At 73.5% G+C, this 14598-nt stretch carries 10 protein-coding genes; 6 read left to right on the top strand and 4 right to left on the bottom strand.

Going from position 1 to position 14598, the window contains the following annotated elements:
- The first annotated feature begins 22 nt into the window (after positions 1–22).
- Together LO772_RS03635 and LO772_RS03630 are read left to right on the top strand one after the other, a co-directional pair.
- On the top strand, positions 23–2032 hold the full coding sequence (locus tag LO772_RS03635) for a flotillin family protein (RefSeq protein WP_231776878.1): 2010 nt from the start codon (positions 23–25) through the stop codon (positions 2030–2032).
- 13 nt (positions 2033–2045) lie between these two features.
- Positions 2046–6986: a DNA repair ATPase gene (locus tag LO772_RS03630; protein ID WP_231776877.1), complete on the top strand. Its 4941-nt coding sequence runs from the start codon at positions 2046–2048 to the stop codon at positions 6984–6986.
- Here the strand turns inward: LO772_RS03630 and LO772_RS03625 are convergent.
- Positions 6934–7182 carry a hypothetical protein gene (locus tag LO772_RS03625; protein WP_231776876.1) on the bottom strand — a complete coding sequence of 83 codons (249 nt, stop codon included), beginning with the start codon at positions 7180–7182 and terminating at the stop codon, positions 6934–6936. The two genes, LO772_RS03630 and LO772_RS03625, sit on opposite strands and share 53 nt — an antisense overlap.
- A 230-nt stretch (positions 7183–7412) precedes the next feature.
- Here LO772_RS03625 and LO772_RS03620 point away from each other — a divergent pair, with 230 nt between their 5' ends.
- Positions 7413–7835 (top strand): ATP-binding protein, encoded by a 423-nt coding sequence (locus LO772_RS03620; RefSeq protein WP_231776875.1) that lies wholly within the window; start codon positions 7413–7415, stop codon positions 7833–7835.
- Positions 7836–7843: 8 nt separating this feature from the next.
- On the opposite strand, the gene LO772_RS03615 is transcribed toward LO772_RS03620, so the two are convergent.
- Positions 7844–8764 carry an NADP-dependent oxidoreductase gene (locus LO772_RS03615; protein ID WP_231776874.1) on the bottom strand — a complete coding sequence of 307 codons (921 nt, stop codon included), beginning with the start codon at positions 8762–8764 and terminating at the stop codon, positions 7844–7846.
- 310 nt (positions 8765–9074) lie between these two features.
- Positions 9075–10067, bottom strand: a complete 993-nt coding sequence (locus LO772_RS03610; protein WP_231776873.1) for a helix-turn-helix domain-containing protein — start codon at positions 10065–10067, stop codon at positions 9075–9077.
- 93 nt (positions 10068–10160) lie between these two features.
- Here LO772_RS03610 and LO772_RS03605 point away from each other — a divergent pair, with 93 nt between their 5' ends.
- Positions 10161–11651, top strand: coding sequence for an alpha/beta hydrolase (locus LO772_RS03605; protein WP_231776872.1), 1491 nt, complete (start codon positions 10161–10163; stop codon positions 11649–11651).
- Positions 11652–11947: 296 nt separating this feature from the next.
- Here the strand turns inward: LO772_RS03605 and LO772_RS03600 are convergent, their stop codons facing one another.
- Entirely contained in the window at positions 11948–12490 is a 543-nt protein-coding gene (locus LO772_RS03600; RefSeq protein WP_231776871.1) for a MarR family winged helix-turn-helix transcriptional regulator, read from the bottom strand.
- Positions 12491–12837: 347 nt separating this feature from the next.
- Here LO772_RS03600 and LO772_RS03595 point away from each other — a divergent pair, with 347 nt between their 5' ends.
- Both LO772_RS03595 and LO772_RS03590 read left to right on the top strand, forming a co-directional pair.
- Positions 12838–14103: a flavin-dependent oxidoreductase gene (locus tag LO772_RS03595; protein ID WP_231776870.1), complete on the top strand. Its 1266-nt coding sequence runs from the start codon at positions 12838–12840 to the stop codon at positions 14101–14103.
- Entirely contained in the window at positions 14100–14570 is a 471-nt protein-coding gene (locus LO772_RS03590) for a DUF3237 domain-containing protein (protein WP_231776869.1), read from the top strand. Before LO772_RS03595 ends, LO772_RS03590 begins: the two co-directional genes overlap by 4 nt.
- Positions 14571–14598 lie beyond the last annotated feature (28 nt).

The following is a 14598-nucleotide window of genomic DNA, read 5'->3' as shown; positions in this document are numbered from 1 at the left end:
CCGCCATGACCCGAGGATCCCCATGAACGCCATCACGTTGACCATCAGCGTGTTCGTCGCCGTCGTCCTGCTCGTCGGCATCGCGCTGCTGCTGGTCGTCAGCCGCCTGTTCCGAAAAGTGGAGCAGGGCAAGGCACTGATCGTCTCGAAACTCCGCCGCGTGGACGTGACGTTCACCGGCCAGGTCGTCCTTCCGATCCTGCACAAAGCCGAGGTCATGGACATCTCGGTGAAGACCATCGACATCGTGCGGACCGGCCGGGACGGGCTGATCTGCCGCGACAACATCCGCGCCGACATCAGGATCACGTTCTTCGTCCGCGTCAACAAGACCGTCGAGGACGTCAAGAAGGTCGCCCAGGCCATCGGCACCGCCCGCGCCAGCGACCAGGCCACGTTGCAGGCGCTGTTCAACGCGAAGTTCTCCGAGGCGCTCAAGACGGTCGGCAAGCAGCTCGACTTCACCGACCTCTACACCCACCGCAAGGAGTTCCGCGACCGCATCATCGAGGTCATCGGCACCGACCTGAACGGCTACAGCCTCGAGGACGCGGCCATCGACCACCTCGAACAGACGCCGATGGCCCAGCTGGACGCCGAGAACATCCTGGACGCCCAGGGCATCCGGAAGATCACCGAGCTGACGGCCGCGGAGCACGTGCGCACCAACGAGTTCCGGCGTACCGAGGAGAAGGAGATCACCCGGCAGAACGTCGACGCGCGGGAGGCGATCCTGGAGTTGGAGCGGCGGCAGGCCGACGCGGAACTCAAGCAGCAGCGCGAGATCGCCACCGTCCGCGCGCGTGAGGAAGCCGAGGCCACGCGGGTGCAGGAGGAGGAGCGCCTGCGCGCCCAGGCCGCGTTCCTCACCACCGAGGAAGCCCTCGGCATCCAGCGGGAGAACGTCGCCCGGGAGATCGCGGTGGCGGAGAAGAACCGCGAGCGCGTCATCGCCGTGGAGAACGAACGCATCGAGAAGGACCGGCAGTTGGAGGCCATCGGCCGCGAGCGGGAGACCGAGCTGACCCGCATCTCGGCGAACCGCGAGGTCGAGGCGGAGAAGCGCGACATCGCCGAGGTCATCCGCGAGCGCGTCGCGGTGGACCGTACCGTCGCCGAACAGGAGGAGAGCATCAAGCGGTTGCGCGCGGTCGAGGAGGCCGAGCGCGAGCGGGCCGCGACGGTCATCCTGGCCGAGGCCGAGGCGCAGCAGAACCTCGTCAAGGACATCAAGGCCGCCGAGGCCGCCGAACAGGCCGCCGCGCACAAGGCCCGCGAGCAGATGGTGCTGGCCCAGGCGCGGCAGGACGCGGCCGAGCTGGACGCCCGCGCGAAGATGCGCCTCGCGGAAGGGCTCCAGGCGGAGGCCGCCGCGGCGGGTCTCGCCGAGATCCAGGTCCAGGAGCGCAGCGCCGCGGCGATCGAGAAGGTCGGCCAGGCGGAGGCGCTGGTCGACGAGCGCAAGTCCGCCGTCGCCGCCGAGGCGATCGGCCTCAAGCTCAAGTCGGAGGCCGCCGGCCTCGCGGAGAAGGCCGCGGCGATGGCCGCGCTCGACGCCGCCTCGCGCGAACACGAGGAGTACCGCCTGCGGTTGGACGCGGAGAAGGAGATCCGGCTCGCCGGCCTCGATGTCCAGCGCCAGGTCGCCGAGGCACAGGCCACCGTGCTCGCCACCGGTCTGGAGAACGCCGACATCGACATCGTCGGCGGCGACAGCCTCTTCCTCGACCGCCTCGTGGGGGCCGTGTCGTTCGGCAAGGGGGTCGACGGATTCGTCGGCAGCTCGGAGACCGTGCGCACGCTGGGCGGGTCCTGGCTCGACGGCTCCGGCGACTTCCCGCAGGACGTGACGCGCATGCTCGGGTCGCTCGGGACGGAGGGCGTCCAGAACCTGACCGTGTCGGCGCTGCTCACCAAGCTGATGCGCGAAGGCTCGCTCGGAACGGGGGCGGTCGGCACGGACGCGGCGCCCGCCGTGGCCGGCGACGTCGTCGGCAAGCACGGCAAGAGCACCAACGGCAGCAAGGGCTGAGAGGCACCGGGGCGTGACGGACAGCACGGACAGCACGGACAGCACGGGCAGCGCGGGGAGCACGGACAGCACGGAGGTCACGGGGACCGGGACGAACACGATGGGGTTCACGGGGAGCGGTGGCGAGGGGGCCGCGGCGGGCGCGCGCGGCGCATCGGACGGTGCGCCGGACGCGGCCCCGGGGGAGGCCCGCGTTCCGGGCGAACCGCGCCCGGACGACGCCGACTTCGACGTCCTGCGCGCCCGCCTCACCGCACAGGCCGAGGAACTGGGCCGGCGCACGGACCGGCTCAACCGGCGCCGCGTCGAGGTGTTCGGGTCGACCGGCCTGCGCCTCCTCGGCGGTGCCCGGCTCCGGACCGCGGGCGACCGCGTGCTGCGGGACCTCGCGTGGGTCGGGGACGCGCTGCTCGCCGGCGGCAACCCGGCCCCCGGGACCACCGGACTCTCCGTGGTGGACGGCGCGTTCGGCCTCTACCGGCCGGACGGCGGCGAACGCACGGAGTTCGTCGGCATACCGCCGGAGGACGGTCCCGGGCTGCTGCGCGACGCGGCGTTCCAGCGCGACATGACGGAGCTGTTCCGCTACTACCGTGACGCCGAGCTGCGGCAACTCCGGGTCGTGGACGGCCTCTTGCTCGCGGTCTTCCAGGCCGGGCCGAGGCCCGGGGACGTCCGCGTGCTGCGCTGGCGGACGTCGACCGGCGCCAGTCCCGCGTACGTCGACGCGCGCGGGGAACGCGACCATGTGTTCCCCGCGCCGTACGACTTCGCGTGGACGACGGCGTCCCGCGAGGACCACCGGCCCGGACGGCACCCGCACGTCTCCGTGGACGGCGAGGTGTTCGTCTCCACCGTCGGCGGCGCGCTGCGCATCCGCACCGTCGACGACCCGGAGACGACCGAGGGCACCCTGCACCGCGAACCCGTCGACGAGCCGCTGCAGTCCCTCGCCGACGCGGAGATCGGGTACGCCCGCGTCGGGACGCTGATCCTGCTGCGCGTGCTGCCGTACAAGGAAACCGCCTGGCGGCACTTCGTGTTCACGACGACCACCGGAACCGTCGCACGCCTCGACGGCATCGGGCAGGGCGCCCGGCGGCTGCCCGGCGACGAGGGCGTCGTCTTTCCCGGCGGATTCCACCTCGGCACCGGCGTGCACAAGGAGTTCGACACCGACACCGACGGCCTGGAGTTCGAACGCGTCGTCCGGTCGCCCAACGGCGAGGACTCGCTGTACGTCTTCCACCACCGCGAACTCGGCCGCGACGTCCTGCTGTCGTACAACGCGATCCGCAAGGACATCGCGACTCCCCTGACCGGCAGGGGCTTCACCCTCCTGGACGACGGAACCCTGGTGGTCCTGCGCGGGGACACCGAACCCAAGCAGGCGCACCCCGTCCAGGTGTGGGCGACGCCGTACGCCTCCGACGCGTACGCCGCCGCCCAACCTCCCGCCGAGGGACCCCTCGGGCGCGTCGGCAACGCCGATCTGGTGCGCGGCATCGCCGACAGCCTCGCCGTGGTGCGGCTCGTGGAGGAAGCCGGCGCCACCACCGCCGCGTTCGAGGCCGTGCTCGCCGCCTGCACGCGCGTCGCCGACCGGCACCACTGGCTCGCCGATCCCGAACTCGGCGGCCTGCACGAGCCGTTGCGCGGGCTCGGCGAGACCGCCGGGCACGTTCTCGCGGCCTTCACGGCCGTGCGCGACCTCACCCTGGCCGCCGGGCAGGCCGTCGGCCGCGAGGCCGAGCGCGTCGCCGCGCTCGTCCGGCAGGCGCGCAACACGAAGCCGCGCGGCGCGGACGCCTGGATCGCCCGCCTCGCCGAACTCCGGCGCGCGCAAGGGCGCCTCGCCCCGCTGCGCGACATGCGCTACACCGACACCGAGCGCATCGACGCGCTGCACGGCCGGCTCGACGACGAACTCACCGCCGCGGCCCGGCACGCGACCGCCTCCCTCAGCGAGCCCGACGCCTTCGCCGAGCAACGCGCGGCCGTCGCGGACCTCGCCGGGCAGGCCGCGGACATCGGGACCGTCGCGGACGCCGGCCCCGTCACCGACGCACTCGACGAACTCGCCCACGGCCTCCGTGTCGTCACGGAGACCGTCGGCGAACTCGACATCACCGACACCACCGCACGCACCGCGATCCTCGCGCAGGTCGCCGACGTCCAAGGCGAACTCGCCCGCGCCCGCGCCGTGTTGACCGCGCGTCGGACCGCCCTCGCGGAACAGGAGGGCCGTGCCGAATCCGCCGCGCAGTTCGCGCTGCTCGTCCAGACCCTGGGCGCGTCCCTGGCCGCCGCCGACTCGCCGGACGCGTGCGACGACCACCTCGGCCGCATCCTGCTGCGCATCGAGGACCTGGCCGCCCGCTTCCCCGAACTCGACGACTTCCAACGGGAACTCGACGGCAAACGCGACGGGGTCCAGGACGCGTTCGCGGTCCGCAGGCAGGCGCTCGTCGACGAACGGGCGCGCCACAGCGCCCGGTTGACCGAATCCGCCGGACGCATCCTGGACGGCCTGCTGCGCCGCGCCTCCGGCTGCCGCGACCTCGCCGACGTGGACGCGTTCTTCGCCGCCGACCCGACCGTCGCGAAGGTCCACCGGGCGATCACCGAACTCCGCGGGCTCGGCGAACTCGTGGCCGCCGAGGAACTGGACGGCCGCCTGAAGGCGACCCGCCAACAGGCCGCCCGGGTCCTGCGCGACCGCGCCGACCTCGCCGACGGGGACGGCACGACCGTCCGCCTCGGACGCCACCGCTTCGCCACGAGCACCCAGGCCGTCAACCTCACCCTCGTACCCCGCGACGGCCGCATGGCGTTCGCGCTCACCGGCACCGACTACCGCCGCACCGTCGACGACCCGAGGCTGGACGCGGCCCGGCACCTGTGGAACCGCACGCTTCCCTCGGAGTCACCCCAGGTCTACCGCGCGGAGTTCCTGGCCGCGAGACTCCTCGCCGAGCACGGGGCGACGGCGCTCGCCGCGTCGACCGACGCCGCACTGGCCGCGCTGACCCGGGAGGCCGCCCAGGCCGCCTACGACGAGGGCTACGAGCGGGGCGTCCACGACCACGACGCCGCCGCCATCCTCGCGGCACTGCTCCGCCTGCACGCGGTCGCGGGGCTGCTGCGCCACCCGCCGGCCGATCGCGCGACGGCGCAACTGCTGTGGGCGCACGGCTGCGACGACGCGACGCGCCGCGAATGGGGGGCGCGCGCACGGTCGTTGGGCCGCGCCCGGGCGGCCTTCGGCTCGACATCCGGCCTCGCCGCCCTGCGCGACGAAATCGCCTCCGTCGTCGCGGGGTTCGTCGACACCGCGGGTGGCACCGACAACGCCGACCCGAACCGCGCCGCCGCGTACCTGGTCGAGGAACTCGCCCTCGGCGACGCCGGATTCGTGACGTCGGCCGGCGCGCACACGCTGCTGGACAAGTTCCGCCACGCGGCCGGGGGTGACGCGTACGACGACGTCCTGCCCGAACTGCGCGCGCTGTCCGCGCGCCGGCAGCTGGTCGAGGCCTGGCTCGGAGCGTACGCGGAATCCTCCGGCGAGCCCGTGCCCCCGGGGGACCTCGCCGAGGCGGTCGCCATCGAACTGTGCCCCGACCTGCCGCGCTACGTCCACGCGTCCGACACCCGCGAGACCGTGCCCGGCCTCCTCGGCACCCACCCGCGCGTCCGAGACGGCAGGTTGCCGGTCCGCATCGACGAACTGCCGTCCCGACTGGCGGAGTTCCGAGCCCACGACGTTCCGGCCTTCCGCGCCTACCAGGCGCTGCGCGCCGAACTCATCACCGCCGAACGGGCCCGGCTGCGCGTCGACGAGCACCGACCGTCCGTCGTCACGACGTTCGTCCGCAACCGCCTCATCGACCGCGTCTACCTGCCGCTGATCGGCGACAACCTCGCGAAGCAACTCGGCGCCGCGGGAGCGCGGAAGCGCACCGACAACCAGGGCCTGCTGCTGCTCATCTCCCCGCCCGGCTACGGCAAGACCACACTGGTCGACTACGTCGCGTCGCGCCTCGGCATGCTGCTGGTCAAGGTCGACGGCCCGGCACTGGGCCACGCCGTGACCTCCCTCGACCCCGCCGAGGCACCCAACGCGACCGCGCGCCGCGAGATCGAGAAGATCAACTTCGCCCTCGAAGCCGGCAACAACGTGATGCTCTACCTCGACGACATCCAGCACACCTCACCTGAGTTGCTGCAGAAGTTCATTCCGCTGTGCGACGCCCAGCGCCGCATCACCGGCGTCCGCGACGGCGAGGCACACACGCACGACCTGCGGGGCAAGCGCTTCGCGGTGGTGATGGCCGGCAACCCCTACACCGAGGAGGGCCGCCGCTTCCGCGTCCCCGACATGCTGGCCAACCGCGCCGACGTATGGAACCTCGGCGACGTCCTCACCGGCCACCAGGGGGTGTTCGCCCTCAGCTTCGTCGAGAACGCGCTGACCTCGAACCCGGTCCTGGCACCCTTGGCCGAGCGCGACGCCCACGACCTGGACCTGCTGCTCGACTGGGCCGAGAACCCGGACGAGCCCGTCCGCCCGGACCGGCTCACCCACCCCCTGCCCCCGGCCGAACTCGACCGCGTCCTCGGTGTGTTGCGCAACCTCCTGGCCGCCCGCGACACCGTCCTGACGGTCAACACCGCGTACATGGCCTCGGCCGCGCAAACCGACGAGTCCCGTACCGAGCCCCCGTTCCGTCTCCAGGGCTCCTACCGCAACATGAACCGCATCGCCGAACGCATCACCCCCGCGATGAACGACCACGAGCTGTCCGCCCTCATCACGGACCACTACACCGCCGAAGCCCAGACCCTGGCCGCCGACACCGAAGCCAACCTCCTCAAACTCGCCACCCTCCGAGGCCCCCTCACCGACCTCCAGTCCACCCGCTGGGCAACACTGAAACGACGCCTGGCGTAGGCCGTGCGTTCAGCGCCTCGCGGTCCATGTGCACGACGAACTCGTCGCGCGCCTTGCCCACCACCCCGCCCTCGGCGGACTGCGGCATGCCGGAGCTGTCGATCGCCACATGCCCCCGCGGATCGCGCAACACCGCGAACACCGCCTCGGGAGCCACGGAGAACTTCCGCCGCACCTCGAAACGCCCAGCCGTCATGGCGCTCATCCTCACATGACGGTCGCCGCCCCCCTGGCCCGAGGCCCGCGAATCACGGGCGCACCGACGGCGGAACGGGTCCGGTGAACCGCGTCCGCGCGGACGCGACGCGTGCTCGTTGGGCCACAGGTGTGCCACAGCCGGGCAACACGAGAACGTTTTGCGCGCCCCGGCCCGTCGTCCATGGCAAGGCGTCACGCTCACGCGCAATCCGGAGGGTTGGAGGGGTCATGGTCGTGGAATCGCGGAGATACTTTGCGGCGGAACCCCGATCCGTCTCTCTCGCCAGGACGTTCACCGTGGTGACGCTGACGGACTGGGGGCTGGACGTGGCGGTCGAGGATGTCCGCCTGTGTGTGTCGGAGCTGGCGTCCAACGCGCTTGTGCACGGGAGCGCTCCCGGACTCCACTTCGGCGTCAGGCTGGCCGTCGTCGACGACCGCCTGCGCGTCGAGGTGCTCGACAGCCGCAAGTCCGCGGACAGCGTCTGCCGTTCGCGACCCGGCGGCGGTGACACCCGTGACACCTCGGGGCGGGGGCTGGCCATCGTCGAGGCGATCGCCGACCGCTGGGGAGTCGACGCGCGGGAACCCGACGGAAAGATCACGTGGGCGTGCTTCAAGGTGGCGTGGGCCGCGCGCCGAGACACGTGAGGCGTCGGTCAGGGGACGATGACGACCTTGCCCCGGGTGTGGCCTGTGCGGAGGGTGGTGAGGGCGTCCGCCGCGCGGTCCAGGGGATGGGTCTCGGAGACTTCGACCGTCAGCGCGCCCCGGTCGGCGAGCGCGGCCAGCTCGGCGAGTTTGGTGCCGTCCGGGCGGACCCACACCCAGTGGCCGCCGTGTTGGTCCACGGTGTTGTCGGCGGTGGAGACGTGTCGGCCGTTCGGCGTCAACACCGCGCGCGTGACGTCGAGTTGGCCGCCCACGAAGTCGGCGACCGCGGAGACGCCGTCCGGCGTGAGGGCGCGGACGCGCTCGACGAGGCCTTCGCCGTAGGTGACCGGTTCGGCACCGAGGCGGCGCAGGAAGTCGTGGTTGCGGGGTGACGTCGTGCCGATCACGCGGGCGCCGCGCTCGCGTCCCAGCTGGACGGCGATGCTGCCGACGCCGCCGGAGGCGCCGTGGATGAGCAGGGTGTCGCGGGCGTCGACGGCCAGGTGGTCCAGGCAGCGGAGCGCGGTGAGGCCCGCCAGCGGCAGGCCGCCGGCCTGCGCCCAGTCGAGGGCGGCCGGCTTGCGGGCGACGAAGGGGGCGGGGACCGCGACGTACTCGGCGAACGTGCCCGCGTGCACGACGTCCTTGCGGGCGTACGCCATCACCTCGTCGCCGACCGCGAACTCCGGGGTGTCGGGGCCGAGTTCCGTGACCACTCCGGCCACGTCCCAGCCCGGGATCACCGGGAAGACCGCGTCCATCATGCCGTCGAGCCCGCCGGCCATGACCTTCCAGTCCACCGGATTGACCCCCGCCGCCCGCACGCGGACCCTCACCTGCCCGGGGCCGAGCTTGGGGTCGGGCGCCTCGCCGTAGGAGAGAGCCGAGTTGTCCGGGGCGTAGGCGCCGTAGGTCACTGCACGCACGAGTGGGCCTCCGTGGGGAGCGGGTCGACCGGGTTCGTGGGCGTATGCCCGCGCGCGGCCCGGGTACGCGGAGGCGCGCCTGTCGCGCATGTCGTTGCCCGTGCCCGAGCGGGTCGACCGGTTCGTGGCCCTATCCGCGCGACCCGGTACGCGGGAGCGCGCGTCGCGCGTGTCGACCCCGTGCGGAGGCGGATCGGCGCCGGGGGAGGGCGCCCGATGCAGTCCGAGCTGTTCCGCGCCCGGGCGTGGCGGGCGCCGACCCACGACGGGCGCCGGTTTCGCGGCGACCGTGCCGCCGGGGAACGTCCGGCTACGCGGCGCGACGCCGCCCGGCCCGCGACAGCCGGCGGGCCGTCCCGGTGCCCGTACCGCCGTGACCGTCGGCCGGGCCGCCGACCTGCGCGTCCAGTGCCTCGCGGAGCCAGGTGTGGGCCGCGCCGGCGGTGGGGGCCGTGGGGGTGGACAGCTCGGCGGTGAGGTGCCAGTAGTGGTCGATGCGGGGGTCGGCGGCGAGCTCGCGGCTGAGGCGGTGCCGGAACGCGGGGCTGTCGGGGGCGCCCAGGGACGTGGCGTACGCGGAGACGAAGCAGTCGAGTGCCGGGCCCGCGCTCGGCGTGTGGTCGGCGCGGAGGGCGGGGGCCGCGAGGGTGAAGGCCTCGGCGAGGCCGTCGTAGAGGACGGCGGGGCGGTAGCCGGTGTCGGGGCGGTGCGCGGCCGGCTGGCAGGGCACGTTCGACGCGCAGTCGCGCGAGACGAACGCGTGCAGCCGGGCGAAGGCCATGACCTGCGCCGGAGTGGGGTCGTCCGGTGGCTGCGGCACCGTGTGGTCGAGGACGGTCGAGACGACGCGCGCCGGCAGGCGGGGCGGCAGCCAGCGGCGCCAGAAGCGGGCCAGCGCGGTGGTGTCGGGCGGCGTCGTCACCGTGCCGATCAGGTGCAGCCGCTCGGCGCGTTCCTCGGCGGGGCAGTCCTGGATCAGCCGGAGTGCGGCTTCCTGCCAGCGCAGCGCGGTCAGCTGCGTGCCGATGCTGCGCAGCCGTCCGGCGACGGCGTCGGTGAGCGCGTCCTCTTCGGCCAGGACGCGGCCGATGTCGGGAAGCGGCACGTCGAGCGTGCGCAGCGCGCGGATCAGGCGGAGCCGTTCGAGCGCGTCGGGGCCGTAGCGGCGGTGTCCGCCGCCGCTGCGCGCGGCCTCGGGGAGTAGGCCGGCGTCCGAGTAGAAGCGGACCGTCTTGACCGTCGCGCCCGCGCGTGCGGCCAGTTCTCCGATGCTCCACAGGTCGTCGGGTGTGTCGGGCGCCATGGGTTGAACCTCCCGTAACGGGAGTTCCTACCGTACGGCGCATGACGGCGACGCGTGCCGGGGACCCGGGCGCGGAGCGGACGAGGAGGGGTCATGACGGCGTTCATTCTGGTGCCGGGCGTTTTCACCGGCGGCTGGGTGTGGGAGGAAGTGGCCGAGCACCTGCGGGAGTTCGGCGCGCGGGCGGAGGCGGTGACGCTGCTCGGCGAAGGGGCGTCCTCCGCGGGTGCCGATCTGGAGGCGCACATCCGGGACCTGCTGCGGGTCGTCGACGGCCTGGACGCGGACGATGTCGTCCTGGTCGCGCACGGTTACGGCGTGTATCCGGCGTTCGGGGCCGCGGACCGGCGGCCGACGCGGATCGCCCGGATCGTCTGCCTTGACACCAATGTGCCCGCGTCGGGGACGCCCGCGCTCGCGGCGCTCGCGGATCCGGTGACCCGCGACCGCGTCGGGGACTCATCCGAGGACGGCGGCCGGATCGCGCCTCCGGCCCCCGACGCGTGGCGGCGCTGGGGCAGTACGGACGGCCTGTCGCCGCACCTGCTCGACCGCCTGACCCGCCGGGCCGTCCCGCAGCCGGTACGCACGCTCACGCAGCCGCTGCGGCTGTCGGGTGCCGTCGCGAAGGTCCCGACGACGGGTGTGCTCTGCACCGCGAACGGAACGACCATCGAACTGGTGCAATCGCTCGTCCACCTCGGGAATCCGGATCTGGCCGCGTTCGTCGACCCGGACGTGACGTTTTTCGAACTCGCCACCGGGCACTGGCCGATGCTGTCGGCGCCGGGCGAACTCGCGGACGTCCTCCGGCGGGCGGCGGCGGGTGAGGGCCATCGGCTGTCCGCGCCGACGGACGAAGCGCCGTCGCATTTGCGGCCGTTCCTGATGGACCTGCCGGACGTCCCGCGCGAGCGGGTGGGGAACATCGATTTCCATCTTCCGCAGGACGAACTCCCGTGTCCCGCGATCGTGTTCGTGCACGGCGGGCCGGTTCCGGTGAACGCCCGTCCCACGCCCCGGGATTGGCCGGCCTTCACCGGCTACGGCCGGTATGCCGCGAGTGTGGGCGCCGTCGGCGTGACCGTCGACCACGGCCTGCACGACCTCGCCGACTACGAGCGGGCCGCCGCGGCCGTGGCCGAGGCGGTCGAGTCGGTCCGGGCGCACCCGCGCGTCGATGGGGACCGCGTGGCGCTGTGGTTCTTCTCCGCGGGCGGCCTGCTCGCGACCGACTGGCTCGCGGCGCCGCCGGCCTGGCTGCGGTGTGTCGCGGCGACGTACCCGGTGCTGGCGCCGCTAGCGAACTGGGGTAGGGCGGACTCGCGTTTCCGTCCCGCGGACGCGCTGCGGCGGGCCGGGCGCCTCGTGCCGATCGTCCTGACGCGGGTGGGGCTGGAACAGCCCGCGATCGCGGCCACGGTGGCGGATTTCCTGACGGCGGCGGACGAGCGGGGAGCGCGGCCGGACGTGGTGGACATCCCGTCGGGCCACCACGGGTTCGAGACGATCGACCACACGGCGGAGGCCCGCGAGGCGGTGGAGCGGGCGATGCGGCTGGTGGTGGGTCACACGCGGGCGTGAGTCGCGCGGTGACGCGCCACGGGGTCGGCGGCGGACCGTCGCGCCGAGGCCCGCGAGGCGGTGGCTCGGGGGACGTGGGGGGTCGTGGGCCGCGCGGGCGTGACTCGTGCGCACGGCCACCTCCGGCGCCTCAGCACGGGATTGGGACGACCGGTCATGCGATCGGGGGCCTCGGGGGCCTCGGGGGGCGGTGGAGTGGGCGGTGGTGGAGGACATGCCGGGGTGACTCGCGGTGACCACGGCGCAGGCGCACCGCCACGCTCGCCGCCGGGGCGTACGCAGTTGGCGTCCCCGGCTCAGTCCGGCCGTCCGGCGACCAACCGGCTGAGCAGGTGGGTGAGTTGGTCGCGTTCGGATGGGGACAGGTCGGCGAACCAGGCGGATTCGCGGGCGGCGTGGGCGGTGAACGCCTCCGTGACGGCGGCGGTGCCGCGTTCGGTCAGGGCGATCACCACGCCGCGCCGGTCGCCGGGCGCGTGACGGCGTTCGACCAGCCCTTCGCGGGCGAGGGTGTTGACGGCGTTGGTGAGGGCCGAGCGCGACATCACCGACAGCTCCGCGAGCCGTGACGGACGTGTCGGGCCGAGCACCCACAACTTGAACATCACCCGAAACCCCGGAACGGTCCAGCCGCGCGGCCGGTGTACGCGCGACTCCAGGTCGGTGACCAGCATGTACGCCAAGTGGAGAAGGTGGTACCCGAGCGAGAAGCCGCCGGGATCCGCATCCGGCGCCAGCTCCGCGAGCCGCGCACGGGCCTGCTCGGCGTACCGGACATCGGGCAGGCGGCGATCCGCGGGACGCGCTTCGCTCACCGCCTCCGCACGATCGATCCCCACGGCTGCCTCCCCACCCGGGCCCCCGCCCTCGTTCCCGGCGAAGGTTCCTCCGGCCGCCGTCCCGTCCTCCGCGCCCGCCTCGGCCGGTTTCCCGCCACCCGACCCGCTTCCGCGTCGGGTGGCGAGGACTCCGGGGTTGGTGTCGTGCCCGCTCGTCGCCTCGTCGTCCACACCGGCCGTCATCGCTTGTAGTCCCGTCCCGCCTCGTGTCCGTCGCCTTGCGCGCCTCGTGCGTGCGGTGCCCCGGCGCGGACCATCCTGCCAAGCCCCCTTGCGCAAGCCGGGGCCGAGGGCCCAGGATGCCAGCAGATTGTTACGTCCATAACAATCACAACCGAGGGGGCAGCGTGCGCGTCGTCGTGGCCGGGGGCGGGATCGGTGGGCCGGCCGCCGCGTTGTCGTTGCACGCGGCCGGGTTCGAGCGGGTGACCCTGCTGGAGTCGGCGGCCGAGATCCGGCCGCTGGGGGTCGGGATCAATCTGCTGCCGCACGCGACGCGGGAGCTGACCGAACTCGGGCTGGCCGCCGACCTGGCCGAACTCGGGGTCGCCACCTCCCGGTTGGCCTACTTCAACCGCCACGGTCAGGAGATCTGGTCCGAACCCCGGGGCCTCGCCGCCGGATACCGCTGGCCGCAGTACTCCGTGCACCGGGGCGCGCTGCAGCTGATGCTTCTGCGGGCGGTGCGCGCCCGCCTCGGACCCGGCGCGGTACGCACCGGTGCGGAGGTGGCCGCGTTCCAGGAACTGCCCGGCGCGGTCCGGGTGTGCCTGCGCGACGGCACGCACGTGGACGCCGACGTGCTGGTCGGCGCCGACGGCATCCGCTCGGCCGTCCGGGCCCAGCTGTTCCCCGCCGAGGGTCCGCCGCCGGGGAACGGCCTGGTCCTGTGGCGCGGCACGACCAAGGTCCCGCATCCGGCGTTCCTCGGCGGCCGGACCATGGTCATGGCCGGCGACGGTACGGAGAAGTTCGTCGCGTACCCGCTCGGCGATGTCCCGGACGCCGACGGCCGCGTGCCGCTCAACTGGATCGCCGAACGCCCGCTCGACACCCCGCCCCCGGCTCCCGGCGACTGGAACCGCCCCGCCGAACGGGACGAAATCCTCCGGCACTTCGCCGACTGGCGTTTCGACTGGCTGGACATCCCCCGGGTGATCTCCGGCGCGGACTCGGTGTTCGCATACCCGATGGTCGACCGGGACCCGCTGCCGCGCTGGACCCACGGGCGCGTCACGCTGCTCGGCGACGCGGCGCACGCGATGTACCCCGTCGGCTCCAACGGTGCCTCGCAGGCGATCATCGACGCCCGCGTCCTCGCGCGGAGCCTCGCCACCCGCCCCGTGGACGAAGCCCTCGCGGCGTACGAGGCGCGGCGCCGCCCGGCCACCGCGGCGATCCAGCGGGCCAACCGGGGGCAGGGGCCGGAGGTCGTCATGCGGATCGTGCACGAACGCGCGCCCGACGGGTTCACGGCGGAGAAGACGCTCGACGACGTCCTGACACCCGCCGAGCGCGCCGAGATCGCGTCCGCCTACAAGCGCACCGCCGGTTTCGCCCCCGACGTCCTCAACTCCCGTCCCTCCTACAGCGTTTCGGGAGACGACGCATGAATCTCCGGCCGCCGCGCCCCGGCCTCGAACCGCTCGCCCGGTTCCGGGTCGCGCTCGACCCCGTCCTCGATCTCGGCGCCACGCCGTGGGGCAACCGCCGCATCATCCCCATCGTCGGCCGTTCGTTCGCCGGTCCGCGGCTCACCGGCGCCATCCTTCCCGGCGGCGGGGACTGGCAGGTCGTGCACGCCGACGGCACCGCCGACATCGACACCCGCTACACGCTGCGCACCCACGACGGAGCGTGCGTCATGCTCGCCACCACCGGGCTGAGGCACGGCCCGCCGGACGTCCTGGCCGGGCTCGCACGCGGCGAGCACGTCGACCCCGGCTCCTCCTACTTCCGGCTCGTCCTGCGCTTCGAGACCTCGGACGAGCGGTACGCGTGGCTCAACCGCACGATCGGCGTCGCGTCGGGCATGCGGACCGCCGACGCGGTGGCGTACGACGCGTACGTTCTCGCCTGATCCGCGTTCCCGAATCCGCCGCCGTCCC

Origin of the sequence: Yinghuangia sp. ASG 101, from assembly GCF_021165735.1 — a bacterium.
GTDB lineage: Bacteria > Actinomycetota > Actinomycetes > Streptomycetales > Streptomycetaceae > Yinghuangia.
This window is presented reverse-complemented; position numbering and strand designations above follow the sequence as displayed.